Source organism: Cytophaga sp., from assembly GCF_051961495.1.
In the GTDB taxonomy this organism is placed as follows: domain Bacteria; phylum Bacteroidota; class Bacteroidia; order Cytophagales; family Cytophagaceae; genus Cytophaga.
Genome location: NZ_JBQCDF010000207.1, coordinates 1 through 24,263, shown reverse-complemented (window position 1 = coordinate 24,263; position 24,263 = coordinate 1). Strand labels below are relative to the sequence as shown.

The 24,263-nt window shown below is 40.8% G+C and carries 25 protein-coding genes; 12 read left to right on the top strand and 13 right to left on the bottom strand.

Annotation, left to right across the window (positions count from 1 at the left end; all coding sequences use genetic code 11):
- Positions 1 to 73: 73 nt before the first annotated feature.
- On the bottom strand, positions 74 to 1,027 hold the full coding sequence (locus ACTHJT_RS11110; protein ID WP_440238124.1) for an L-threonylcarbamoyladenylate synthase: 954 nt from the start codon (positions 1,025 to 1,027) through the stop codon (positions 74 to 76).
- A gap of 254 nt (positions 1,028 to 1,281) precedes the next feature.
- Here ACTHJT_RS11110 and ACTHJT_RS11105 point away from each other — a divergent pair, with 254 nt between their 5' ends.
- Positions 1,282 to 1,443 (top strand): hypothetical protein, encoded by a 162-nt coding sequence (locus tag ACTHJT_RS11105; protein ID WP_440238122.1) that lies wholly within the window; start codon positions 1,282 to 1,284, stop codon positions 1,441 to 1,443.
- Here the strand turns inward: ACTHJT_RS11105 and nadE are convergent.
- Complete coding sequence (nadE, locus tag ACTHJT_RS11100) at positions 1,440 to 3,320, bottom strand: NAD(+) synthase (RefSeq protein ID WP_440238120.1); 1,881 nt, start codon at positions 3,318 to 3,320, stop codon at positions 1,440 to 1,442. The genes ACTHJT_RS11105 and nadE overlap by 4 nt on opposite strands.
- Positions 3,321 to 3,475: 155 nt before the next feature.
- Between nadE and ACTHJT_RS11095 the strand changes: the two genes are divergently transcribed.
- From ACTHJT_RS11095 to ACTHJT_RS11085, 3 genes are read left to right on the top strand one after another with little or no spacing between them, the layout of a single operon-like run.
- Positions 3,476 to 4,516 carry an ABC transporter ATP-binding protein gene (locus tag ACTHJT_RS11095; protein ID WP_440238118.1) on the top strand — a complete coding sequence of 347 codons (1,041 nt, stop codon included), beginning with the start codon at positions 3,476 to 3,478 and terminating at the stop codon, positions 4,514 to 4,516.
- A 13-nt stretch (positions 4,517 to 4,529) separates the two neighbouring features.
- A complete protein-coding gene (locus tag ACTHJT_RS11090; RefSeq protein WP_440238116.1) occupies positions 4,530 to 5,609 on the top strand; it encodes an o-succinylbenzoate synthase in 1,080 nt (359 codons plus the stop codon).
- Between the two features lie 13 nt (positions 5,610 to 5,622).
- A complete protein-coding gene (locus tag ACTHJT_RS11085; protein ID WP_440238114.1) occupies positions 5,623 to 6,087 on the top strand; it encodes a tetratricopeptide repeat protein in 465 nt (154 codons plus the stop codon).
- A 15-nt stretch (positions 6,088 to 6,102) separates the two neighbouring features.
- Here the strand turns inward: ACTHJT_RS11085 and ACTHJT_RS11080 are convergent, their stop codons facing one another.
- The 3 genes from ACTHJT_RS11080 to ACTHJT_RS11070 form a co-directional block, all read right to left on the bottom strand.
- A complete protein-coding gene (locus ACTHJT_RS11080) occupies positions 6,103 to 6,669 on the bottom strand; it encodes a dihydrofolate reductase family protein (protein WP_440238112.1) in 567 nt (188 codons plus the stop codon).
- A gap of 61 nt (positions 6,670 to 6,730) precedes the next feature.
- Positions 6,731 to 7,783: an NAD-dependent epimerase/dehydratase family protein gene (locus ACTHJT_RS11075; protein ID WP_440238110.1), complete on the bottom strand. Its 1,053-nt coding sequence runs from the start codon at positions 7,781 to 7,783 to the stop codon at positions 6,731 to 6,733.
- 46 nt (positions 7,784 to 7,829) lie between these two features.
- A complete protein-coding gene (locus ACTHJT_RS11070; protein WP_440238108.1) occupies positions 7,830 to 8,183 on the bottom strand; it encodes an MmcQ/YjbR family DNA-binding protein in 354 nt (117 codons plus the stop codon).
- Positions 8,184 to 8,348: 165 nt separating this feature from the next.
- On the opposite strand from ACTHJT_RS11070, the gene galE reads away from it, so the two are divergent.
- Positions 8,349 to 9,347 carry a UDP-glucose 4-epimerase GalE gene (gene galE, locus ACTHJT_RS11065; protein ID WP_440238106.1) on the top strand — a complete coding sequence of 333 codons (999 nt, stop codon included), beginning with the start codon at positions 8,349 to 8,351 and terminating at the stop codon, positions 9,345 to 9,347.
- Between the two features lie 83 nt (positions 9,348 to 9,430).
- Here the strand turns inward: galE and ACTHJT_RS11060 are convergent, their stop codons facing one another.
- Complete coding sequence (locus tag ACTHJT_RS11060; RefSeq protein ID WP_440238104.1) at positions 9,431 to 10,330, bottom strand: leucine-rich repeat domain-containing protein; 900 nt, start codon at positions 10,328 to 10,330, stop codon at positions 9,431 to 9,433.
- Between the two features lie 149 nt (positions 10,331 to 10,479).
- Between ACTHJT_RS11060 and ACTHJT_RS11055 the strand changes: the two genes are divergently transcribed.
- From ACTHJT_RS11055 to ACTHJT_RS11045, 3 genes are all read left to right on the top strand, one after another.
- Positions 10,480 to 10,968 carry a MepB family protein gene (locus ACTHJT_RS11055; protein ID WP_440238102.1) on the top strand — a complete coding sequence of 163 codons (489 nt, stop codon included), beginning with the start codon at positions 10,480 to 10,482 and terminating at the stop codon, positions 10,966 to 10,968.
- 307 nt (positions 10,969 to 11,275) lie between these two features.
- Positions 11,276 to 12,760, top strand: coding sequence for an alpha-amylase (locus ACTHJT_RS11050; protein WP_440238100.1), 1,485 nt, complete (start codon positions 11,276 to 11,278; stop codon positions 12,758 to 12,760).
- Positions 12,761 to 12,794: 34 nt separating this feature from the next.
- Complete coding sequence (locus ACTHJT_RS11045; RefSeq protein WP_440238098.1) at positions 12,795 to 13,700, top strand: extracellular catalytic domain type 1 short-chain-length polyhydroxyalkanoate depolymerase; 906 nt, start codon at positions 12,795 to 12,797, stop codon at positions 13,698 to 13,700.
- Positions 13,701 to 13,714: 14 nt separating this feature from the next.
- Here ACTHJT_RS11045 and ACTHJT_RS11040 read toward each other — a convergent pair whose 3' ends face one another.
- The 6 genes from ACTHJT_RS11040 to ACTHJT_RS11015 form a co-directional block, all read right to left on the bottom strand.
- Entirely contained in the window at positions 13,715 to 14,506 is a 792-nt protein-coding gene (locus ACTHJT_RS11040; protein WP_440238096.1) for a hypothetical protein, read from the bottom strand.
- 13 nt (positions 14,507 to 14,519) lie between these two features.
- Positions 14,520 to 15,992 (bottom strand): rhomboid family intramembrane serine protease, encoded by a 1,473-nt coding sequence (locus tag ACTHJT_RS11035; RefSeq protein ID WP_440238094.1) that lies wholly within the window; start codon positions 15,990 to 15,992, stop codon positions 14,520 to 14,522.
- Positions 15,993 to 16,069: 77 nt separating this feature from the next.
- The gene (locus ACTHJT_RS11030) at positions 16,070 to 16,564 is read right to left on the bottom strand and encodes a DinB family protein (RefSeq protein WP_440238092.1); all 495 of its coding nucleotides are present in this window, start codon (positions 16,562 to 16,564) and stop codon (positions 16,070 to 16,072) included.
- Positions 16,565 to 16,619: 55 nt separating this feature from the next.
- Positions 16,620 to 17,063, bottom strand: a complete 444-nt coding sequence (locus ACTHJT_RS11025; RefSeq protein WP_440238090.1) for a nucleotidyltransferase — start codon at positions 17,061 to 17,063, stop codon at positions 16,620 to 16,622.
- Positions 17,064 to 17,330: 267 nt separating this feature from the next.
- Positions 17,331 to 17,750 carry an RNA recognition motif domain-containing protein gene (locus ACTHJT_RS11020; RefSeq protein WP_440238088.1) on the bottom strand — a complete coding sequence of 140 codons (420 nt, stop codon included), beginning with the start codon at positions 17,748 to 17,750 and terminating at the stop codon, positions 17,331 to 17,333.
- A 211-nt stretch (positions 17,751 to 17,961) separates the two neighbouring features.
- A complete protein-coding gene (locus tag ACTHJT_RS11015) occupies positions 17,962 to 18,876 on the bottom strand; it encodes a DMT family transporter (RefSeq protein WP_440238086.1) in 915 nt (304 codons plus the stop codon).
- Between the two features lie 114 nt (positions 18,877 to 18,990).
- Between ACTHJT_RS11015 and ACTHJT_RS11010 the strand changes: the two genes are divergently transcribed.
- From ACTHJT_RS11010 to sucD, 3 genes are all read left to right on the top strand, one after another.
- A complete protein-coding gene (locus ACTHJT_RS11010) occupies positions 18,991 to 20,253 on the top strand; it encodes a replication-associated recombination protein A (RefSeq protein ID WP_440238084.1) in 1,263 nt (420 codons plus the stop codon).
- Positions 20,254 to 20,439: 186 nt separating this feature from the next.
- On the top strand, positions 20,440 to 21,336 hold the full coding sequence (locus ACTHJT_RS11005; protein ID WP_440238082.1) for a DUF6089 family protein: 897 nt from the start codon (positions 20,440 to 20,442) through the stop codon (positions 21,334 to 21,336).
- A gap of 111 nt (positions 21,337 to 21,447) precedes the next feature.
- Entirely contained in the window at positions 21,448 to 22,329 is an 882-nt protein-coding gene (gene sucD / locus ACTHJT_RS11000; protein WP_440238080.1) for a succinate--CoA ligase subunit alpha, read from the top strand.
- A gap of 880 nt (positions 22,330 to 23,209) precedes the next feature.
- On the opposite strand, the gene ACTHJT_RS10995 is transcribed toward sucD, so the two are convergent.
- Complete coding sequence (locus ACTHJT_RS10995; RefSeq protein WP_440238078.1) at positions 23,210 to 23,422, bottom strand: hypothetical protein; 213 nt, start codon at positions 23,420 to 23,422, stop codon at positions 23,210 to 23,212.
- A gap of 167 nt (positions 23,423 to 23,589) precedes the next feature.
- Between ACTHJT_RS10995 and ACTHJT_RS10990 the strand changes: the two genes are divergently transcribed.
- Positions 23,590 to 24,072: a hypothetical protein gene (locus ACTHJT_RS10990; RefSeq protein ID WP_440238076.1), complete on the top strand. Its 483-nt coding sequence runs from the start codon at positions 23,590 to 23,592 to the stop codon at positions 24,070 to 24,072.
- Positions 24,073 to 24,263: the final 191 nt, after the last annotated feature.

Sequence of the window (24,263 nt, the reverse complement as noted above, 5' to 3'; positions counted from 1 at the left end):
GCTTTTAAGTCTTTGTTGCTTTACTGGAACGACAAGCAATTATTTTATCTGGAAACTAATGTCTGGTAACTAACTACTCTTCTGCGCAGGCACGCTTCAGACGGTCGTTGATGGCTAAACCTAAACCTGTAGCAGGTACAAATTCTGTAAGGATGATATCAGCATCTGTACCATCAAGTTCACGCATGGCTGCAAACAAGTGTTGAGCAGCTTCGTTGAGGTTGCCTGATTCGGATAAAATATAATTGATAGCTGTTGTAGGATAAGCTTGCTGAAAGGATAATATAGCAATTTTTTTACCGGAATATTCTTTGATCATTTCTGCAATGTTACCCGCACGCATCGGAATACGCGGCGCATAGTGGCTCTTTAACATGCCCGGTGCAGCAGGGTTGGAAGAGCTTACCGCTTGTACCTGTACCGGGCCGATTACTTCTTCAATAGCGTCAATCGATAGGCCTCCCACACGCAGCACAGTTGCTATGCCATTTTCCCAGCCGACGATTGTTGACTCAACACCAATGCTGGCAGCGCCACCATCCAGGATATATTCAATGTCTCCGCCCAGTTGATCTGCTACATGCTGAGCTGTAGTAGGAGAGATGTAGCCAAAAGGGTTGGCACTGGGTGCGGCAAGCGGAAAATCGAGTGATTGCAGCAGACGCAGCGTAAGCGGATGATTCGGAATGCGTATCGCTACACGCTCAAGTCCGCTGGTGACAAGATCCGGAATAGCTGGCTTCTTAGGAAGCAGCAAAGTTAATGGCCCCGGCCAGAAAGCATTGGCGAGTAAATGCGCCGCTTCAGGTATTTCAAGAACGAACGACTGCAATGCTTCCAGTGAATGTGTGTGAACAATCAACGGATCAAAGGTTGGTCTTTTTTTTATAGAAAAAATTTGTGCCACAGCCTTTGCATCCAGCGCATTTGCAGCCAGTCCGTAAACTGTTTCTGTTGGTATTGCTACTGCTTTTCCGGCTTCAAGTATTGATTTTGCCTGTAAGATTTCAGAACCGATGTGCGACACGTATGTAGTAAATAATATGAATACAAAGGTATGTAATTATATCAGAAGTTCTTTTTTCCTTGTAATTGCATTTTATAAAGAACTTGTTTTCACCTGAAATGAATTTTCGGCACTTATGGTATAATTTTAAGAAAAAAATAGAATGTATTGTGTAAAATATTGTTTTACAGATTGTTGTGTTTGTATTTTAAAGGAGGCTTGTATACATTTATACTATCAGGTTTTAGTAATAGCACGTTTTAAACAAACAGATTATGAAAACAACTTTAGTTTCCGCTGCAATGAATTTCAGAAATTCTTTTTCAGCAACGCATGTGAATCGTATGTTTGAAGTAATGCCGGGAGACATTATTTTTTCTCCGAAGCCAAAAACAAAACCCAAAACTAAAACCGATTATTCGGTGCTGGATGTTTAATCAAGCTTGTCCAGCTCTTCAATCTCTTTCGTGAATCCGCTGTTTAGTATCGGGAATCTATACCATGAACGAGGGTCAATATTAAAATCATCCATATGAAAAGAAGGTGCGATTCGTTCGCGCTTCCACTGGTTGATGGACCACATTCTGAAAAATTTCTTTACCCAATACTTATATTCATTTCTTGTATGAAGATCATCTTTTATAAGTTCTGCATATACCTGTTTGGGTGAACGTCTTTCTTTGATTGCTTTACGTTCTATACGGGCAAGTACATCATAAGGCATCAGGTCGCGCTCATCTGTTTGATTTGAGCCGGCAGGGCGGAGTTCAGCGGTAGGAGAAAGACCGTTTACAAGACGCAGGCCTGTATGATTTCTGTTTCGTTCGGCCCAGCGTAACCAGCTTCGGATAAAATCCTTGTCTACCCCGGCGATAGGAGCGATGCCGCCTGCTGTATCGCCATCCATGGTTGTATAGCCTACATCGCCTTCACTGCGGTTTGATGTTGTGATCAGCAAGGCTTGTTTAATATTTGTCAGTAACCAGATGATTGGTGCGCGTCCACGAGCTTGTATGTTTTGTAGGCTGAGATCATCTTTTTCCCAGCTTAACGGGCGCTCAATTATTTTTTCAATGGTGGCTTTATATTGCTCAATTTCTTCATCAACACTCCAGTCGTAAAAAGTCGCTCCGATGGAAGCTGCCAGTGTTTGTGCAGATTGAAAGGTTTCCGCCCCGGAATTTTTTGTAGCCTGGTAAGCTGTTGTAAGAAATACGGATGTTATTTTTTTTGCTTGTTCTTCAAACTCCAGATCTGTTAAGTCATTCTGATCAAACATATTTTCCATGCCTGATTTTTGAAGGAAGAGTTTTAGGCCAAGTTCTTTTAAACCCTTGCGAATCATTTCTGCAACCATGATGGCGCAGGCTGCAGAATCAGCTCCCCCGCTCAGGGATAGTACAAAACCTTTGCTGCGGCTTTTTCGCATATAATCAAAAAGGCCAAGAGAAGTTGCTTCCCAGAATTCAAACTCCTTTTCCAGGTCGTCATGGATCAGATCAACATGCTCCACAACGTCAGATGCAAGATCAATATCTGAATAGATCAGGTTTACATTTTTAAAGGATAAGCGGTCGTTGCGCTGAATGAGTTTGCCTTTATGGGCAATCAGTACTTCTCCGTCGTAGATCATCCTGCCGGCTTCGTTACCCAGCAGGTTTGCGTATACATAGGTGCAATTGAATTTTTCAGAGCCGCCGATCACCAGATCATAGCGGATGGCAGATTTACCAAAGGCAAAATGGCTGGCGCTCGGATTTAATACCAGCGTTGCGCCTTTTTCGTAATGGCGGATTGCCACACGATCTTCCCGCCACGCGTCTTCACAGATTTCAAAACCAATGCGTGCCTCACCGATGTTGTAAAGAATATCACCAAACGGGTATTTATTTTCTTTATACGTATAAGTAGAAGTATGATTGCGGGGCCATGGCGTGAACCATCTTGTTTCATAATGCACCCCTTCATTTGCTAAAAATTGTTTGGCCGAAAAACCTTTCACAACGGTATTTTCAATCATACATGCGCAATTGTAGGTTACGCCGCCAATACGCATAGGCAGGCCTACAGAAACTGTAATATCCGTACATTCAGCGGCAATCTTAAAGCAGTATTCAATAGCGGTTTCAGCAACCCAGTCTGTTAAGAACAAGTCTTCACAACCATAGCCGGTGATACACAATTCAGGCAGGCAGAGTATTTCTACATTTGCATTTCTGGCTTGCTGTATCGCCTCAAGAATATTCTTTACATTATTATCCCAATCAATCGGGGTCTGATTTACCGCTGCGCCGCCTATCCGTATTGTACTCATTGTGGTAAAGATGAAGTGGTTGAAAGGTACAGAAAAAAGCGTAAAGTGTAAAGAATTTAGAATAAAAAGCCTAGAGCCGAAGGCTGAACGCCTAAAGCTTTTTGCTTTAAGCATGAAGCGTTGAGCCTTTCACTTTTTTCCCCTACATTTACATTATGTTATCAGTTAAAAATTTAAGCATGCGCTATCATGAAGCCACTTTTGATGCGGTGCAGAATATTTCATTCGAGCTTGAAAAGGGAAAGAAGCTGGCAATTGTCGGCGAGAGTGGCAGCGGAAAAACAACCTTGTTAAAATTGCTGGCTGGTTTATTTGATCCGAATGCCGGTGAGATATATCTGAACGATAGCCGTGTATTGGGGCCTTCACACAATCTGGTAGCTGGTCATGAACACATCCGTATTGTATTACAGGATTACGGTTTGAAAAAGAATCAGTCGCTCAAGGAAAATCTACAATACCCCTTACGTTATTTTACTTTAGAAGAACAGGATCAGAAAATTGATGCCCTGGCAAAAATATTTCATATACAGGATTTGCTTGATCGCAAATCGTATCAGTTGTCAGGCGGACAACAGCAGCGTGCTGCTATAGCTACTTGCTTTGCTGCGTCGCCACAGGTCATGTTGATGGATGAACCATTCAGTAACCTGGATGTATTGCTGGCAGATCATATCCGCATGTATATGATGAAGGAGGTACGTAAAACAAAGACCAGCCTGGTCTTTGTTACACACCAGACCACAGATGCACTGGCTCTTGCCGATCTTATTTTAGTCATGCGCAATGGTAAGATGGTTCAGTTTGGTACGGTTGAAGAAATTTATGACCAGCCAGCATCTCCTTATGTAGCAGCTTTGTTCTCCGATATAAATTTCTTCCGCTTTTCTAAACTGGAAGATGTGAAATTGAAAGGATATAAGACTTGTGAAAAGGAACTTGGAAATAACTTTGTTACAGGTATTCGCTCACACGATATAGAAGTTATTACAAAAGGAAAGGCTCTGGCCAAAGCAGCCGTTATCCGTAAAGAATTTCATGGCGATCAGTATAAACTATTTTTACGCCTGCCGAATAAGTTGCAGCTGAAAGCCTTCACTACAGATATTTCCATTCAGGAAGGAGATGTTGTAAAATTGAATTTCAACTTTGAAGATTTGTTGTTGTTCCCGAATCAGAATACGCTGGAAGTATAGTTGTTTGTAGAGTATGAAGATTCGTTGGAAAAAACATCGTCTGGCATTTACATTTCAGGCAGGCACCTCCAGAGGTATCCTTACCCACAAAGATACCTGGTACATTATTGGAGAAAATGACAACAAGCAGTTTTACGGCGAGTGCGGACCGCTGAAAGGCTTGAGTATAGATGACCGGCCGGATTTTGAAACAAAACTGGATACGGTATGCGAACATTTGAATACACGTTCTATTCATGCCTGGAATACGATGGGCTTCATAGATTCATTAATACCGGAATTAAATCTAATTGGTTTTCCTTCTATTGTCATGGGGCTTGAAACCTTGCAGGCAGATTTTCTAAATGGTAGTAAACAGGAAATTTTCGAAAACAGTTTTTATAGTTTTGAATCTCCGATTGCTATCAATGGTCTGGTGTGGATGAATGAACCGGAACATATGCTGGCGCAGGCACTGGAAAAAATTAAAGCAGGTTTTTCCTGCATTAAATTGAAAGTAGGAGCGATTGATTTCGAAAAAGAATGCTCGGTGCTTGAAAAAATCAGGGAGCAATATTCAGAAGAACAAGTTGTATTACGTGTAGATGCCAATGGCGCATTTACAGAAAAAGATGTATGGCAGAAGCTGGAAACGCTTGCTGCATATGGTATTCATTCCATTGAGCAACCTATTAAGCCGAAGCAAACGGAACTGATGCGTCAATTGTGTAAAGATTCACCGCTTGATATTGCACTGGATGAAGAATTGATAGGGATCCATACATTTGAAGAAAAAGAAAATGTACTGGAGGAAATTGATCCGCCGTTTATTATTTTGAAGCCAACGCTCTTAGGCGGTTTCAGGGAAACAGGAGAGTGGATCAAAGCTGCTGAATACAGAGGGATTGAATGGTGGATGACTTCTGCACTTGAATCAAATATCGGTTTGAATGCAATTTCACAATTCACTGCAACATATCCTGTTTACATGCCTCAAGGACTCGGTACAGGCGGCCTGTATCACAATAATATTCCTTCACCGCTTACAGTTTACAGCGGCGGTATTTATTACGACAAAGATAAAGCTTGGGATTTTTCTGAAATTAATAAGTAACATCCAATCTAATATGACACAGCCTGTACCACAAATCCGATCCATTAATTATTTCTATTTGTTGTGTCAAATACTTTTTCTGGCAGTTTTACATCAGGGTTTTTATTATTCAGGGGCTGATGAACCAGCTTTATGGGCCGGAATGATTTATCTGATGATCGCTTATGGTACCCGTTATTTTGTACCGCTAGATCACCGCAAGGGAATGCGTGCATTGAGACAGGGAAAATATGAACAGGCGTTGGTTGATTTTGATAAAAGCTTTGCTTTTTTTTCAAAGCATCTATGGATAGACCGCTTCAGAATGTTTGCGATATTCAGCGTTTCAAAATTTTGTTACCGCGAAATGGCTATGGTGAACAAAGCATTTACGCTTGCTTGCTTAGATCGTAAAGAAGAAGCAAAGGCATTGTACGAAGCTTGTTTGAAAGAATACCCCAAAAACAATGTCGCTTATTACGGATTGAAAATGCTGTAGCATTTTCAAGATTTTTTACTTCTCTTTGTTGGCCGGTTTATAATAAAGAATTATAGCTCCTCCGTTAAAGGTTTTTGTTTTTATGAGTTTAAGAAGCATTCTGTCGGTTATGTTTTTAAATAATGGCAAACCGCTTCCAACAACAACAGGATGAATACAAAGTTGGTATTCGTCGATTAAATGGAGTTTTGTTAATTCTACGATCAAGCTCGGACTGCCAACAAAAATATCTTTGCCATTCTCATTGTACGATTGTTTAAGTGCAGCAACTTCTTCTTCAATTGTTCTTGTTGCCAGTTTTGCGCTTTCCCAGTCCAGTGTTTTTAGTGTATGGGAGAAAACAAGTTTGGGAGTATTGTCCATTACAAGAGCAAAGTCATCCATGGACTTGTCGCCGCTTGGCTCTTTTACCAGCGTTTTCCAGAACTCCATGAGCTGGTAGGTTATTCTGCCATATAATACTGTATCGGCCTTTCTTAACAGGTCAGCATAATGATCATGTATTTCTTCGTCGGGAATACCAGCTGTATGGTCGCAAAAACCGTCAACAGTCATATTGATTGCCGCAATTACTTTTTTCATGATGTTTGTTTTTTAATTTGCGCGATTATTTAAGGAGATTATAGCGAATGGGAATACCGGACTACTTTACTATTCCGCTAGCCAGCATCTGCTGAAACATTTCAACGATTGAATTTTCAACCCGTCTGTAATGAATGCCCAGTTCTTTTATACTTTTCGTATTATCTACTTTCCATGGGTAGCCTACATTCCGGGAGATCATCCTGCGTTTAAAGCCTGCAAGAGGTGCGAATAACCATACCAGCGGCTTCGGTAAAAAGCGGATAGGGAATGGGTAAGCATTACCATATTTTTTTCGCAGTATATTGGCAAGCTCTAACAAATTAATGTTTTGTGCGGAGATGATATGCCGGCCCGTGCTTTCTGGCGTGAAACCAGCGATAACGTGTGCATCGGCCACGTCACGTACGTCTACCACACCAATGCTGAGATCCGGTATGCCGAAGCGCATACTACCATCGCCGATCTGGCGTACAATATTAAAGCTTTCAGATGTTGCAAACGGATTTAAGCCAGGACCAATCACCAATGATGGATTGATTACAACCAGATCCCAGCGGTCCTGCTTTTTATTTATTTCCCATGCTTCCTGTTCGGCTACTGTTTTAGAATAATTGTACGGCATGTGATCAACTGTTGAAGTTGTGTTCCAGTAAGCTTCCGTAGCAGCCCCGTCTGGATAATTCAGGCAATCGGCTGCATCGCCAATAATAGCAGCAACACTGCTGGTTAGTACAACACGCTTTACGGATGGAGTTTTGTTTACAGAATTCAATACATTTTTTGTTCCGGTTAAAGCCGGTTCCACCAGGTCGTGCTGCGCATCCTTAACTGTATTGATAAACGGCGATGCTGTATGAAATATCAGTTCACATTCCTGCATGGCTTCATCATAAGAACCGGGCTTTAATAAGTCTGCCTTGAAATATTTGATTGTGCCGGGAGCCGTGGCTGCAATCGTGTTCAGGTATTGAAGCTTTTCTTTATCTGCAGGGTTGCGTACCGGCGCATGCACTGTGAATCCTTGCTCTAATAATTTTTTTACAAGCCAGCCTGCTACATAACCGGTAGCGCCGGTAACCAGTACAGGTTTTTCTTTATTGATCTGTTTCATGAAATTAAATGCTGGTATATGGTTGAAGATTGACAATACATATAATCTATGATAAAAGCTGTTGCTGGATTTTCTTTGGCAGGCTTGTAAAAACCAATTCGTAGGAATGGTCTATCCATTCTTTAATCATTTTATCACGAACACTGCCGTCGCAGATAACCGTGTTCCAGTGTTTTTTGCTCATGTGATAACCTGGTAAAACACTATCGTATGTTTCTCTTAATTCAACGGCTTTTTCCGGATCGCATTTTACATTGAATTGCACCGGATCACCGGTCAGGGATAAGAGCAGGAATATCTTTCCGCCAACCTTAAAGACCAAAGTTGTGTCGTCAAAGGGGAAACTTTCTTCCACAGCATTTTTTTGTATACAATAAAAACGTATTTCTTCGCTATTCATAAGTAAGTCAAAATTTTACAGGACTGGATTTCTAAGTTAAACGTTGCCGCAGTCCAATCAAAATAGTAACAAAAAAATAATTTTATAAAATAATTGACAGTCAGGTCCATATTGTTTGTTTCTACGGCAGATTTGAATTAGTTTAGTTTAAATAATATAATATTTATGTCAGCAATTTTAGTAACAGGCGGTGCGGGTTATATTGGTTCCCATGCTGTACGTGCACTTGCCAATTTAAATTACGAGGTTATTGTTTTGGATAATCTTGTATATGGTCATAAAGAAGCGATCGTAAATCCGGAGGTACGTTTTGTAGAAGGAGATATCGCAAATAAGGAGCTTGTAAAAGATATCATAAAGAAATATCAGGTAGCTGCTGTTATGCATTTTGCTGCGTTTGCTTATGTTGGCGAGTCTGTAACCGATCCGGCGAAATACTATAACAACAATCTTACTGCTTCTATTGCCTTGCTGGATGCTATGCGTGAAGCAGGATGCAAGAATATTATATTTTCATCTACCTGCGCTTCTTACGGAGTACCTAAATATATTCCGATTGATGAGCAGCATCCGCAGGAACCGATCAATCCATATGGCGCAAGCAAGTGGATGCTCGAGCGTGTAATCAAGGATTATCATCATGCGTATGGAATTAATTATGCATTTCTGCGTTACTTCAATGCATCAGGCTGCTCGGCAGACGGACTGATCGGAGAGGATCATGATCCGGAACCGCATTTGATTCCATTGATCTTAAAAGCGATCAAAGGCGAACGTGATGCTATTACAGTATTCGGTACAGATTATGATACGCCGGATGGTACCTGCATGCGTGATTATATTCATGTGGAGGATCTGGCAGATGCACATATCAAAGCATTTACTTATTTACTTGCAGGTAAAGGTCCGGTGATCTGTAACCTTGGAACGGGTAAAGGATATTCTGTTAAAGAAATGATTGATGCGGCTGAACGTGCTACTGGTAAAAAAGTACCGGTAAAGTATGGTGAACGCAGGCCCGGAGATCCCGGTTATCTGGTAGCCAATGCAGAAAAAGCGTTGTCAGAATTAGGTTGGAAGGCACGCTATACAAATATTGAAGAAATCATTGCGACTGCCTGGAAGTGGGAGAACGGCGAGCGCAACGGAAGATACGCTAAGTAATTATGATTCGCCGCGGCGAAGTGAATTCATAATTATCGGAAACAATATAAAATAAAAATGCTTCGTAGTAATACGAGGCATTTTTATTTTAACTCCCTGGTAAAATCAAGATCATGGTAATAGTCTTCATTTGTCCAGGTTAGTTTACAGTTTTTAGGTAAGCACTGTTTGATTTTTTTCTTTTCACTGTCGGTTAACAAATCTTCACTAATAAAAACACTTTGTAGTTTATTAAGTTTTTTAAATGTCTTAGGCAACGCTTTAATTTGCGTACCTGTTAAATAAAGCACCTCCAGATTTTTCAAGGCATAGATATCATCAGGTATTGCCGGTATAGGATTAAAACTAATATTCAAAACTTTTAAATTGTTTAATCGGGTTATCTGGCTGGGAAATTCAACGAAGTTATTTTTGCTGACATTTAAAAATTCTAATTTGTTAAGCTTATAAAAACTCTCAGGTAGTTCCGTAATCCAGTTATCTTTTAAAGACAAAACTTTAATGTTACATGTGTGGGAAAAAGCATGGTTCAATGTCCTGATCTTATTGCTTTCCAGGTTTATTACTTCAATTGTATTGTTTAAAAAGAAATCATATGGCAAAGAATCTATCCCATTATGCGTTAATGTGAGGTTTTTTAGATGTTTAAGTGTATAGATTTTATCAGGCAAATGCACTACATAAGAATAATCAATGCTAAGGTTTGTTAACGAAGGGATTTCAAGCAGGTTACTATAATTCATCGAAGAGTTTCCAAAATGTAAATGCAATTCCTCCAGATGAGTAAACTTTTTCGCATTTAGTAAAAAAATGGAAATGCTATCATGCTTCAGCGTTAAATCTTTTACGTCGTTTATATTTTTATAAGCCGCATAAAAAGAAGTATAATGACCATTTTCATTAGTAACATCTTCTATGAATCCAACTTGAGCGCGGGAAGTAGACGTGATAAAAAATATGGGAATCAATATAAGTAGCTTCATAGGTTGTTTGATTGCTCTGGCCAGTGATATGAGAATTTATTAACTACAAAAGGTACAGAGTATATCAGAAATAGCCAAGTTGTAAGAAGCGTTTTTTAAAAGTGCCCGGAAATCAGTATTATTTTTTTAAAAGGTACTACCTTTGAGAGATGAAGCACGAAGTTTTGATTGGTATAACCGAATTCTATAGCTCTGCAGGTATAATGTTCACAAACATAGAGATTGCACCTGAAAGCATTGAATATGCTGCGATGACCTTCCAACTTGCGCATCACAGAATTATATTCAGGCTTGCAAAAATAACACCTGCCAAAACCGGACAGTTTGTGACAATCTGGAAGCGTAATGCTGATGGAATCACAGCACCGTATGCGGTGGAAGATGCATTCGATTTTTTTATTATTGCTGTAAAAAAAGACTCGCAAGCAGGACAGTTTATTTTTCCTAAATCAATTTTGCTGGAGCAGGGTGTTATTTCAGAAAATGGCAAAGGAGGAAAACGTGGCATGCGGGTGTATGCACCGTGGGATAAGACTGAAAACAAACAGGCACAGAAGACACAGCAGTGGCAGCAGCATTATTTTTTTGATTATGCTATCAATAAAGATGAAGCATATTTAGAAGCTCTTCTGAAATGATCCGGCCGGATAATAAAACTAAAAGAACACACCTCAAAAATTTTCACTCCCGTAAGTTGCAGATTTTTCGATCTGTGATCATTATAAAACATAAAAAAAGAAATAACACAGATAATTACCATTTCATCTGCCAGATGGTAAAATGATAATTATGATAAAATAACACAAAAAGATGTAACTGGCAGGCTAACAGATACGCTTATTTTCGTTGTATTCAATGTGTCGATTGATTTTAGCTGTTATCAATCGTATTTCAGATGTTCTTTCACTTCGCACAAGAAACTTCATAAAATTAAAAAGTAAGGATATGTTAAATGGAATAATGATGCAGTTTTTCCACTGGTATTCATGGGAAGATGGCTGTTTATGGAATTACCTGAAAAGCGAGGCACCCCGGCTTGCAGATTTGGGAGTAACGGCTGTTTGGTTACCGCCTGCATGTAAAGGAACAGAAGGTCAGCATTCCAGAGGTTATGACATATACGACTTATATGATCTGGGAGAGTTTGATCAGAAGGGCTCTGTTAAAACACGATATGGTACAAAGGAAGAATATCTTGATTGTATAAAGGTATTGCAGGAACATGGCATTACCGCCATTGCAGATATTGTATTGAATCACAAAGGCGGTGGTGATGAAACTGAAAAGGTATGGGTGAAAAAAGTAAATCCTGAAAACCGGAATGAGTTTATCAGTGACCGGTTTGAAATTGAAGCATTCACAAAATTTACTTTTCCCGGCCGGCATAATCAATATTCGGATTTTATCTGGAACTCTCAATGTTTTTCCGGAGTGGATTATGATGCAGGTAATAAAGAAACTGGCATATACAGCATTCAGAATGAATATGGTGATGGCTGGGAAGAAGTAATTGATGTTGAAAAAGGAAACTTTGATTATCTCATGTGTTGTGATATTGAGTACCGCAACCAGGCCGTACGTGATGAGATAAAGAACTGGGGAAAATGGTATCTGGAAACGGCAAAGTTTAATGGCATGCGCCTCGATGCAATCAAGCATATTTCTCCGAGATTCATTATTGAATTTATCGATTACATGCGCAGCCTTAAAAGTGATCTGTTTGTAGTGGGTGAATACTGGGCTCCAGGCGATCTGCCATTGCTGAAAAGATACATCTCCGTGACTGAAGGTCGCATGTCTTTATTTGATGCTTCGCTGCATCATAATTTATATGCAGCTTCCGAACAAGGAAAAGATTATAACATGACTGCTATCTTCGATGGAAGTCTGGTCAATGAGATACCTGAATTGGCTGTTACGCTCATTGACAATCATGATACGCAGCCCTTGCAGGCGCTTGAAGCCCCTGTCAATCCCTGGTTCAAGGCGCTGGCCTACGCATTGATTCTGCTCCGTGAAAAAGGTTACCCTTGTGTGTTTTATCCCGATCTGTACAGTTCTACTTACAAGGATAAAGGCAAAGATGGAAATGAGTATGAAATATACATGCCTAAATGCGATGCGCTGGAAGGACTGCTGAAAGCAAGAAAAGAATTCGCATACGGATATCAGCGAGATTACTTCGACCATCCCAACTGCATCGGGTGGACAAGAGAAGGCAAGGAAGATAATGATAAAACAGGTTGTGCTGTACTCTTATCCAATGGAGAAGATGGCTTTAAGCATATGGAAGTAGGTGCCAGACATGCCGGTAAAACTTTCTATGATTACCTGGGCCATATACAGGAAGAAGTTCATATTGATGAACATGGCTGGACCGAATTCAAAACCAAAGGCGGCAGTGTTTCTGTCTGGGTACAGCGTCAATAGTGTTGATATGATACTGATTTTAAAAATGATTGGTATGAAACTAAAATCTTTATGTTTGCTGTTTATCGCGATCCATATAGGTCACGTGGTATTGGCTCAGAAATGCACGCTTGAGTTTGATAGTGTCGCGACAACTTATCTGCTTCATTTGCCTAAAGGATATACAAAAACAAAGCGGTATCCGCTTGTTGTGAATTATCATGGATTAGGATCAGAGGCCATGAAACACCAGCATTACTGCCAGATGGATAAAGTTGCAGATAAGGAAGGATTTATAGCCGTTTATCCGCAGTCCAGCCACCAGGGCTGGAACGCAGGCCTTGGTTTCAGGTCTTATACCAACGGGCCGGATGATATCGCTTATTTAAAAAAGCTGCTTGATACCCTGGAAGCCGCTTTTTCAATTGATAAAACCCGTATCTATACAACAGGCGTAAGTTTAGGCGGTTCGTTTAATTATCGTATCGCTTGTGAAATGAGTGACCGTATTACGGCGATTGCTTCGGTATCTGGCTTGATGTCGGATAGTACACTTATTTACTGCAATCCGGAACGAAGCGTTCCTATTCTTCACATGCATGGTACCAAAGATCACATCATGAAATATACAGGCATGAAACAGGCATTTGGTGCAGAAGAAGTTGTTAAACTCTGGGCCTTAAAAGATCAATGTGAAAATAAACCTGATACCATTTACATTCCGAATCGTTCTAAACGTGATCATACTACAACCATGTTAGTTAAATATACTAATTGCGCGAATGGGGCAGAGGTATGGTTTTATAAAATAGAAAACGGCGGGCATACCTGGCCGGGTGCAGCCAAGGCATTTAAGCTGATGGGTAGAAAAAGCAAGGACTTCAACGGTAGCCAGGCAATCTGGGATTTCTTTGAAAAGTTTACTTTGAAGACTGGTGTAAGTATGCAGTCGAGGAATTGAGAATATGAAGTGGTTTATTTATAAACCACTTCATATTCCTTAAAGCGTTCCCGCCAGGATTCAATGGTTTGGGGAAGTTTATTTTTATATGCTGAACTGTTTGTGAAATACAGTACTTCATCACCATCAATAACTGCGGCCCAGATCATGTTTTTTTTGTCGATCATGATGATGTTCTCCATGGAAGTAAATAATCCGCGTACACCAGATGCTGTAACTGTCGCGTGCAGACTGTCAAGGTCATCTGACTCTGAGGTAAGCTGTGTAGAGTTTACAAAAAGGTCATAATCATCTCCAACTAAGTTCTTAAAAAGAGAGTCCTGTTCTGTAGTATTGAAAATTTCCAGGCTCAGCAATGTTTCCTTCTGTTCTTGAGCTGATGGAAGCTTTGCATTGATATATTTTCCCGAATAGGACACACCCATGCCTGCAAAACAGAGTCCCTGCTTCTGATCCACGGTGATAACAGAATCTCCCGAAAGTGTAAATACGATGAGGCAGGTATCACCGCCTTCGGTGTTCAGATAGGTTGCAATGTTTTTATGAACAACGGCAGTACCTTCAAGATCGCCCATGTGTCCGCCGCTGATAGCAGAAATGGAAAAAATAATACTGTCTTTGTTGATTGATTTGATTTCCATGTCAGACTCATTCTGCCATTCGTTTCTTTCCCACTTGCCTAGCCAGCTTGTGCTTGCAGGTTCTGCAGCTATTTCTTTGGCTATTGTTGGTGTTGTCGTCTCATTACTTTCTGTACAATTTGTAAAAACGCTGATTGATAATAGAAACAAAATATATATACGCATATAGTATGTGTATTTAATTTTTAGAAAACTCTTTTACTTTGCTTTCAATTTTTTGTTCGTATTTGCTTATTTCTGTGTCGTACATGAGTGTGTTTTCTGAAACAGACTTGTAAATCAGTTGAGATTTTTCCAGGCGTAATTCCAGGTATTCTTTGATCAGACGATTTCGTTTCAGATACGCGCCAGGTAAATTTAACGCATCCGTAGTATTCATGATCTCTATACATTTTTTCCAGTTGCCTATATCCGTTGTAGTAAGTTCCTGAAGAATTTCTGCCTTCGAAGTCATCGTTCCAAGGTTTGCTTCCAGTTCTAACGCCTTGCTTTCCAGTAAAGATAATTCTTTCATTTTTTCATTATATATACCGATGTCATTCGGAATATTTTTATAAACGAAGAATGAGGCTGCAAGAATAGCCAGAATCGATAAACCGATTACAGGAATTTTTAATATAGCTTTATCAGGATGAAGCATGCCCGGAATGAAAGTCAAACCGATGAGAAAACCGCCGGCAAGTCCGCCGATATGCCCCGAATTATCAATATTTCCGAGCATGCCGAACATTAAGTTATAAATGACAAAAACTCCGATGCTTGATAATAAGCTTTTCCGCTCGTCTTTATGAATTAAGTTACTCGTAAGCAGCGCGAGAAAGACACCATACATACCAAAGATTGCGCCTGAAGCCCCGGCACTTACGGCATAGTCGTGCCACCACAAACTGGTAATGCTTGATGTTAATCCTGCAAGCATGTAAGCGGTTATAAACCGTGCCTTGCCGATCATAGGCTCCAGTATCAGACCTATATTTACCAACGCATACATATTCATGAGCAAATGAATAATTCCGATATGTACAAAGCAACTGGTTATGAGTCTCCACCATTCGCCGGATAGTGTTGCCGGCCTGAAGCTTGCTCCCCATGCAAGCAGGGACTCGCTGGTTGGCGAGAGGATGTCAGCACCGTTTATGATCATCAGAATAAAGATCAGGATGTTGATGTTCAGTAAAAGCGGTGTGAAAAGCTGTTGCTTGTTAGGAATAAAGATAGAAAAGAAATTTTTTGTATGCTCTGCTGCTGTTGGAGGCGGCAGGAGCAAAATATCTTCTTTCTCCGGTACAAAGTGTTCTTTTAATAACATGTACGTAGCATGTAGTTCTTCTTTTGAAGAAGATGCTATCGTGGTATTTAATGTTGATAGGAATTCATTAACCTTGATCTCATTTTTTCCCCAGTCAGCCATTTCGCCGCCCGTAGAGGAACTTTGGATAACGGCCGTATTTTCTTCGAAGGTTATTTTGATTTCCGAATTCCGGGTAAATGCGCCGATGCCTGTATGTGCGATCATACCGGCATGGCTCATGTATAGTACCCGCCAGCCCAATGTTTGAGCTGTCTTATAAAAGAGTGCAAGGAATTCTTCTTTAGTGAATGTGTGAAGCGGATAGCGCTCTGTATGTTTTGGAGTAAATGCAATAGCCATAAGTAATGGGAAAACTTATTGATTGTATCAGCAATATGAACAAATTTCGATGTTTTATGATGGGGAAGCAAGGCTGCTTATCGTAAATATCTTTCTCTGATTACATCTATATGATGCTGTTCATGGCCAGCGATGGATCTTAAAAAATCTTCTATGGTCAGTTCAAACTTCCAGGCTTTGCCGGTGAGTTGTAATTGTTCTTCGGATAAAGAGCGGATGAAACTTAAAGTAGCTGTGCGTACATTTTCAAAATCATTCAGCAGCTGTGTGAAAGATTGTTCGTCGAAGCGGCTGTTCTCAACAAACATATCCTGGTCATAACCTGGTAAAAGAGTAGAGTCTTTTCTGCTGAAGCAAAGCATTCGGTAGGTCATTATCCGTTCGTGGTCGCTGAGGTGACCGATGATTTTTTTGATGCTCCATTTTCCCGGAGCATACTTGTATGAAGATTTTTCTTCAGAAATAGAATGAAGTAAGCCTAAGTTTTCTTTGGATGCGAGTTGCTTGCGGTAATCCTTATTGCCCAGGTATTCGATGTAATAGAGAAAGCCGTCGCTTAAGGTGTATTTCATATTGTTTGATTTAAAAATTACGAGATCGTTTAAATGATGCGGAAAGAGAGAAGTATTAACTTTCTAATCCTTCTAAATCGCCTAAATCTTTTGCTCTGCCAGTTGAGCGTTTGTTTGCTTTTAAATCATCAATATGAATGAAGGGTACTTGTATATTATCAATCTGTGCAATTACTTTTCTACTATAACATGCTTCGAAATCTACTCCCGAAATTGTGGTAAGGATATCAATGCGTACAGGTTCGTAGCCAAGTTGGAGAACTAGGTTTTCTTTTTCGAATTCACTGGCATGAATATTAAAAGAAGAAAAACCAAATAAATCTAATGCTTCTTTCATGAGGAGAGCATTTTTAGTAGTGTTATTGATCCAAAAATCCATATCACCTGTATAGCGAGGTCTGCCATGGAAACCTACAGCATAACCACCAACAATTAGAAATTCAATTTGTTTTTCGTTGAGTAATTCTATAAACTCTTTGAAGTCGGGTTGTAGAATCATTTAATTCAGGATGAAATTGTATGCGTAAAAATTGTATGGCTTCTATCGCTTTTTCTGCAGAACATGTACGCCAATAAGAGGTAGATGATTCCTGTGCATCTAAGCGGCTAATGGTTAATTTGGTTCTATCTAAACGGAAATTTTCCATAGTTAAATATACGAAAAATAAGAGAGGGATACTAGTTATTGGATATACAGTTACTGGTATATCAAACAAAAAAGGCTTTGCAACAATGTTACAAAGCCTTTTTTGTATATGGGTATGAATTAACGATCACCTCTGCTGTTACGGCCGTTTCCGCTTCCGCCGAAACCTCTGCTGTTACCGCCGCCGCCGTAGTTTCCACCACCACGGTTGCCGCCATAACCGCCGCCACTGTTACCACCGCCGAATCCACCGCCACGGTTACCACCACCGCTGAAGCTGCTTCTTCTTGGACCATCTTTTTTCTCTTCAGATTTGTTAACAACGATTGTACGTCCGTTAACTTCTGCTCCATTTAATTCATCGATTGCTTTTTGTGCTTGTGCATCATCAGGCATTTCAACAAAACCGAAGCCTTTGCTTCTTCCTGTGAATTTGTCAGAGATAATTTTCACTGAACTTACTTCACCATACTCTTCAAAAAATTCTCTTAATTCGCTTTCTTCTAAACTAAATGGAAGGCTTCCAACAAAGATGTTCATAATAATAAATAACGTAGTGTAAATTGATAGTAACTTGTTTGTACAAAAATAACCTTATTTTATTCAACAACTATACTTTAACCTTTTTTATTAAATTAAATTCAGCTGTTTTTTAGGTTATCCTGCCTTTCGCACACTAAAAGTAAAGCAGGAAAGGCCAGATTCCTTCAAAAAAACGCCTTTTAACGTTTACATAGGTTAAAACCCGGCTCTATTCAGCAGTGGCTGTTTCTGCCTCCGGTAATTTTTTTGTCGTGCCTTTGCTCACCAGGTATACACCCAGCAGAATTGCCAGTGAATAAAGGAATTTCTGCAGATCCATTTTATCAGAACTGAAATACAGAGCGATCAATGTTGTTATGATAGGCTGTATGTAAACATACATGCTTGATACCGCCGGACTCACATCTTTCAGCACATCCACACCGATGTAGTAATTAATGATCGTTGCAAATACAACAATGAAACCCAGCGCTGCCCATGCGTAGGAAGGCAGGTGCGCCCAGTCGGTATATTCATACCGGATATAGCTGTATGGAAACGTAATGCACGCGCCGATGAGGAAAATCCAGAAGATCACCGTGACCGAATCATAACCGCGCATGAGTTGTCGTGCAAGTATGAGAAAGATGCCATAGGAAATAGCATTGATCAGGATGAATAAATCACCCAGAAACAAACCATTCAGTTTTCCTTTGGAATCGATCAGCAGCAATGCCGCGCCGGCGGCGCTTAATAACAATCCCAGGGTGTTCATCCAGTTGATTTTTTCTTTTAAAAAAATGGCTGATAAAACGAAAACTGTGATTGGTATACCCGACATGATCAGCGAAGTGTTGATGGGTTTGGTAAGGTTCAGTCCTTCAAAGAAAAAAATCTGGTTGATGGTAATGCCAAAGATGGCGCAGAGAAAAAGCCGCAGGCGGTCTTTGGGCGCAATGTAAAAAGAACGTTTGGCTAGCAGGATGAAAACCAGGAAGAAAATGGTCGTGCAACACATGCGGATCCAGATGATGGAGGAAGGCTGAATATGTGCAGGCATCGCCCATTTGGCAATGGTATAGTTAAATCCCGAAATGATGGTAAGTATGGATAAAAAAATGTGGGCGCGCGCGATTCTGTTCATTTGTTTTACTGAATTCAACAGCAATTTTATGTAAATTTGTTGAGGCTGCCTTCTGAAATGAAATAAAAATTTCGGCAGCATGAATTTCATTCTACTTGACTCAACCAGATATATATGCAATTAATTCCGCTGGCAGAACGTATGCGACCAACTTTGTTGCAGGATGTATACGGACAACAACATTTGATCGGAGAAGGAATGGTATTCCGCCGGTTTGTGGAAGAAGGTAAAATTCCATCGATGATCCTGTGGGGGCCTCCCGGTGTTGGTAAAACCACACTGGCACAGCTGCTTGCTAAAACCGTGGGCTTGCCGTTTTACACCTTGTCGGCAATCAGCTCAGGTGTAAAGGAAGTGCGTGAAGTAATTTCCAATGCGCAGCATGTTGGTAAGGCTGTTTTGTTTATTGATGAGATCCACCGTTTCAGCAAGTCGCAACAGGATGCTTTGCTGGGCGCTGTTGAAAAAGGAACGATCCAGCTGATCGGCGCTACAACGGAGAATCCATCGTTCGAAGTAATTCCCGCATTGTTGTCGCGCTGCCAGGTATATGTGCTGCAGCCATTAAGCGAAGAAGAGCTGGTAGAACTGATGCGCAGCGCGCTGGAGAAAGATGAGTATCTGAAAACACGTTCGGTTGAAATCAAGGAACACGACTCACTATTACGTTTATCCGGCGGCGATGCACGCAAGCTGCTGAACCTGCTGGAGCTGGTGATTGATGCATCGGGCAAGGACCCTGTAGTAATCACCGATGCCTATGTACAGAAGATCGCGCAGAAGAAAGTGGCTTCGTATGACAAGAACGGTGAGATGCATTACGACATCATTTCCGCATTTATAAAATCGGTGCGCGGCAGCGATCCCAATGCAGCTGTATACTGGCTGGCCCGTATGATTGAAGGGGGAGAAGATGTAGAATTCATTGCCCGCCGCTTGCTGATCCTGGCATCGGAAGATGTAGGAAACGCCAACCCAACCGCTTTGGTTATGGCAACAACAGCCTTTGACGCCGTCCGCTTCATTGGCTGGCCCGAATCCAGGATTATTCTTTCGCAGGTAACAACATACCTTGCCTCGTCACCGAAAAGCAATGCCTCCTACATGGCGATCAACGAAGCGCAGCAGCTCGTGCGCTCGCACGGAGACTTACCCGTGCCGATCCATTTGCGCAATGCGCCAACCAAGCTGATGAAAGATCTGGATTACGGAAAAGAATATAAATATGCGCATTCTTACGAAGGTAATTTCGTGGAGCAGGAATACATGCCGGATAAACTGTCGGGTAAAAAAATATTCGAGCCGGGAAACAATGCCCGTGAGCAGGAACTGAGAACATTCCTGCAGAAGCGGTGGAAGGGCAAATACAAGTATTAATTTTGAATTATGAATTATGAATTCGTCGTGGTGAAATGAATTGAGCGTTTCCTATTTCTTTCACCAAGGCGTTCGCCAGATAAAATAATTACCCTATCTTCTAAAATTCATAATTTATAATTCATAATTCATAATTACACACGTATATTTACGTTATTAGCTCATTCAGAAGCCATAATAACCGTTGTGATTCAAAAAAGTTTTTTATTCCTGTTTCTATGCCTGCTTCAGCTCACCGTTTTTGCTCAGAACAAAGACCGGCGGGCGAAGTATCATTCTTTTGGCGCGCAGGCAATCGGTTCTTATTTCTGGGGTGATGTTGCTTCAAGCATTAAAACCATCCGTTCGGGCTGGGGACTGCAATACTATTACAAAGTAAAGTCCAACATAGCTTTCACGGTAGATGCCAATTACATCCGCCTGGTGGCTGATGATGAAAGCTCTTCTTCAACCGGAAAGCGTTCAACGGCTGATGATTACATCCGCAACCTGCACATGCGCAACGATGTGGCAGAGGTAGGTGCGCACGCCCGTTTCGAGTTATATCCCTGCATCGATTATTTCACGAGGCGCAAAGAAGTCAATTATTTTGGTACCATTGGCCTGGGTGTGCTATACAGCAACCCGCGTGCAAAGGATTCCACCGGGCACTGGCGCAACCTGCGGCCCATCCATACCGAAAACAGATCGTATAGCGCTTTTACCGCATACATTCCTGTTTCGGCAGGTGTGTCGTTTAAATTGGCCAACCATATCGATCTGGAACTGGAATTCGGATATCGCTTTACCTTTACCGATTACCTGGACGATGCCAAAGGCGAATACGTTGACCCGGCGAGTCTACAAAATGGTGATGCCCGGTATTTCTCAAACCGTTCTGCTGAATCCCACAACCAGTTTAACGGCCATGAACGGGATCTGAATTATATCCAGAATGACCTTGGATACCCCATTCTGACCACTTCCGACGGATATTCCTATGTTTCGTCTACCGCTCCCGGACAATTACGGGGTACCCGTTTCGGGCTGGACGGCTATTTTGTGGCCATGGTCAGGGTGGTTTACATCATTCCCCGCCAATAGGTATTTGTCCACCTTAGGGGGAATAACTTCAATTTTAATGCTTTCAGACTTTTTTTACCCCCAAAAACTTATATTTTTGTACAACTTAAATCCTTTTAGCTAATATATATAATGAGCGTTCTGGTAAATAAAAATTCAAAAATTATCGTACAGGGTTTCACCGGTACGGAGGGGACTTTCCATGCACAACAAATGATTGAGTATGGAACGAATGTAGTTGGTGGCGTAACGCCAGGTAAAGGTGGATCTTCTCACTTGGATAAGCCCGTGTTCAATACCGTTGCTGACGCTGTTGCTAAAACAGGAGCAGACGTTTCTATCATCTTCGTTCCGCCGGCATTTGCGGCAGACGCGATCATGGAAGCAGCAGACGGTGGTATAAAAGTGATCATCTGTATCACGGAAGGTATTCCGGTACGTGACATGATCGATGCGAAAGCATATGTAACGAAGAGAAAAGTAACATTGGTTGGTCCGAACTGTCCGGGTGTAATTACACCGGAAGAAGCAAAAGTAGGTATCATGCCGGGCTTTATCTTCAAGAAAGGCAGAATCGGTATCGTATCCAAATCAGGTACGTTAACATACGAAGCAGCAGACCAGGTTGTGAAATCCGGTTACGGCATTTCTACTGCAATCGGTATTGGCGGTGACCCGATCATTGGTACAACTACGAAAGAAGCGGTTGAATTATTGATGAACGATCCGGAAACAGATGGTATCATCATGATTGGTGAAATTGGCGGTCAGCTGGAAGCAGATGCTGCGAAGTGGATCAAGGCACACGGTACGAAACCAGTAGTTGGTTTCATCGCAGGCCAGACAGCTCCTCCGGGCCGTCGTATGGGTCACGCGGGTGCAATCGTTGGCGGTGCAGATGATACAGCAGCAGCGAAGATGAAGATCATGGCTGAGTGCGGTATCCACGTGGTACAGTCTCCTGCAGACATCGGCGAGACAATGGCAAAAGCAATGAAGAAACAATTAGCGTAATTAGTAAACGCTTAATGATAATAGGAACCCCGGTGTTGTGCATCGGGGTTTTGTTTTGTATGTTTGTGCAGCAGTATCAATCTATTTTTAAAGCTTTAACAGAGCGCTGTAACCCATTTTTTACTTTCACGACCCATAAAGACAATCATAGATTTTGCAGCCGAGGCGGAACAGAGGCGGAAGGTACCCGGATCATACACGGAACATAGGCGGAATATATATGGCTGAGGCCAGGAGTTAGGTAGGCTGTGGGTAGGAGACGAGTATTGTATACCTCGCCTTGGTAGGTGTTTAGCGAGAATGAATTTATACTATGAAAAACGATCAGATAAACGAGCGTCACCGACCAATACCAGCTCTTCCGGATTTACAATCCGGAAGCCAGATCAAAAGGATTTGTAATCCGTTTCTATGCTTAGTATAGAGATTACAAATCTCTTTTATCTGCGTTCGGGATTGCAAATCCCGAACAGCAACATACCGTAATCTCTCCGCCCTTGTCGGAGTTTCCCGCTAATAAATTCTAACATTATGTAGTACTCTGTCTGCGGGATCTTCGACAAGTTGTTCGGTTTTACTCAAAAGTTGATATGAGTAAGGAAAGAGAATTTATCTAAACCTTTCAAATAATATTCAGCACTGGAAAAAGTATATTGCTCCGGCTGTTCACACAGACCTGCTTTAACAGGATTGTAATGTATGTAATCTAATTTCTGATTGAAAACAGCAGGAGTAAATAATTCAATACAAAGAGAATTACGTTCTCAAATCTGATATGTTCTGTCTTGTTGGGTCGCGCGGTAGTTTTCTAATTCTGAGGGATGAAATTTTTGAACACTACGTTTTAGTTGGTGTGCTGTATATTTAAAAAAGTCACGCTTTACATCACTTGTTTTCCATTTACCTTTAACCTGCCAATTAAATGAATATGATTATCCATGATGCAATAAGCATATAGAATAATGCGATTATCATCGACTAAAAACTTTAAACTATTGCAAATAATCTCTTTGTGTTCGATTCTCTTTAATAAATGCTGCCAATTATAAATTGTAGCAGTTACAAATTCAGGGTGAAAAATAATTTTATCCATAGCTTTTCAATATAAGAAAAAAAGCCTTTCTCTAACAAACGCTTGTCGGAGCTCCCGCTGGAAATGGGTTTCTTATTTATATATTTGTTGGCGGGAAACTCCGACAAGGGCGAACACCCTGTTGCGTGTACCGACTCGTTTAAACCATTTTAAATCATAACCATTTTATGGATAACTTTTTGCGATTTGATGTTTTCCCAAAGATTGGAATCGGCCCTATTAAACTTGGAATGGATAGAGCGGAATCAAGAATCGCTATGAATAGCAAGTTCAATGAATATAAAAAGACAGAAGATTCTAAAAAGAAGACTGATGCATATTTGGATAATTCATTGCAAATATTCTTTGATATAGATAATAAAGTTGACTTTGTTGAGATTTCTTATAATCCAAAGATTTATAAATTGTTTTTCAATAACATTGACCTATTTGAAACGAATGGTGATGAACTTATAAAAGAATTAACAAGGCTGACAAATTTTGAAGATCTAGGAAAAGATCCTTTTGGATATTTTTTTCCAGAATTAGGACTTACTTTATGGAGACCTGTGATACCTGAAAATTTTTCTGATGAAGAATCAGAAGATGAATTTAGAAAAGGGAAATACTTTATGATAGCTGGAATAGGCACTCACAAATATCTTTTTTGATTGAAAATAAGAATAAAAAACGTTTGGCAACATTATGTATAAAATATTCTCCGCCCTTGTCGGAGTTTTCCACTCGCCTTGGTAGGTGTTTAGCGAGAATGAATTTATACTATGAAAAACGATCAGATAAACGAGCGTCACCGACCAATACCAGCTCTTCCGGATTTGCAATCCGGAAGCCAGATCAAAAG

Bases quoted from the DNA above. Each gene is read 5' to 3' on its own strand.
- ACTHJT_RS11105 (WP_440238122.1), top strand. From the start codon at position 1,282: ATGAAAACAACTTTAGTTTCCGCTGCAATGAATTTCAGAAATTCTTTT.
- nadE (WP_440238120.1), bottom strand. From the start codon at position 3,320: ATGAGTACAATACGGATAGGCGGCGCAGCGGTAAATCAGACCCCGATT.
- ACTHJT_RS11095 (WP_440238118.1), top strand. From the start codon at position 3,476: ATGTTATCAGTTAAAAATTTAAGCATGCGCTATCATGAAGCCACTTTT.
- ACTHJT_RS11090 (WP_440238116.1), top strand. From the start codon at position 4,530: ATGAAGATTCGTTGGAAAAAACATCGTCTGGCATTTACATTTCAGGCA.
- ACTHJT_RS11085 (WP_440238114.1), top strand. From the start codon at position 5,623: ATGACACAGCCTGTACCACAAATCCGATCCATTAATTATTTCTATTTG.
- ACTHJT_RS11080 (WP_440238112.1), bottom strand. From the start codon at position 6,669: ATGAAAAAAGTAATTGCGGCAATCAATATGACTGTTGACGGTTTTTGC.
- ACTHJT_RS11075 (WP_440238110.1), bottom strand. From the start codon at position 7,783: ATGAAACAGATCAATAAAGAAAAACCTGTACTGGTTACCGGCGCTACC.
- ACTHJT_RS11070 (WP_440238108.1), bottom strand. From the start codon at position 8,183: ATGAATAGCGAAGAAATACGTTTTTATTGTATACAAAAAAATGCTGTG.
- galE (WP_440238106.1), top strand. From the start codon at position 8,349: ATGTCAGCAATTTTAGTAACAGGCGGTGCGGGTTATATTGGTTCCCAT.
- ACTHJT_RS11060 (WP_440238104.1), bottom strand. From the start codon at position 10,330: ATGAAGCTACTTATATTGATTCCCATATTTTTTATCACGTCTACTTCC.
- ACTHJT_RS11055 (WP_440238102.1), top strand. From the start codon at position 10,480: ATGAAGCACGAAGTTTTGATTGGTATAACCGAATTCTATAGCTCTGCA.
- ACTHJT_RS11050 (WP_440238100.1), top strand. From the start codon at position 11,276: ATGTTAAATGGAATAATGATGCAGTTTTTCCACTGGTATTCATGGGAA.
- ACTHJT_RS11045 (WP_440238098.1), top strand. From the start codon at position 12,795: ATGAAACTAAAATCTTTATGTTTGCTGTTTATCGCGATCCATATAGGT.
- ACTHJT_RS11040 (WP_440238096.1), bottom strand. From the start codon at position 14,506: ATGCGTATATATATTTTGTTTCTATTATCAATCAGCGTTTTTACAAAT.
- ACTHJT_RS11035 (WP_440238094.1), bottom strand. From the start codon at position 15,992: ATGGCTATTGCATTTACTCCAAAACATACAGAGCGCTATCCGCTTCAC.
- ACTHJT_RS11030 (WP_440238092.1), bottom strand. From the start codon at position 16,564: ATGAAATACACCTTAAGCGACGGCTTTCTCTATTACATCGAATACCTG.
- ACTHJT_RS11025 (WP_440238090.1), bottom strand. From the start codon at position 17,063: ATGATTCTACAACCCGACTTCAAAGAGTTTATAGAATTACTCAACGAA.
- ACTHJT_RS11020 (WP_440238088.1), bottom strand. From the start codon at position 17,750: ATGAACATCTTTGTTGGAAGCCTTCCATTTAGTTTAGAAGAAAGCGAA.
- ACTHJT_RS11015 (WP_440238086.1), bottom strand. From the start codon at position 18,876: ATGAACAGAATCGCGCGCGCCCACATTTTTTTATCCATACTTACCATC.
- ACTHJT_RS11010 (WP_440238084.1), top strand. From the start codon at position 18,991: ATGCAATTAATTCCGCTGGCAGAACGTATGCGACCAACTTTGTTGCAG.
- sucD (WP_440238080.1), top strand. From the start codon at position 21,448: ATGAGCGTTCTGGTAAATAAAAATTCAAAAATTATCGTACAGGGTTTC.
- ACTHJT_RS10995 (WP_440238078.1), bottom strand. From the start codon at position 23,422: ATGGATAAAATTATTTTTCACCCTGAATTTGTAACTGCTACAATTTAT.
- ACTHJT_RS10990 (WP_440238076.1), top strand. From the start codon at position 23,590: ATGGATAACTTTTTGCGATTTGATGTTTTCCCAAAGATTGGAATCGGC.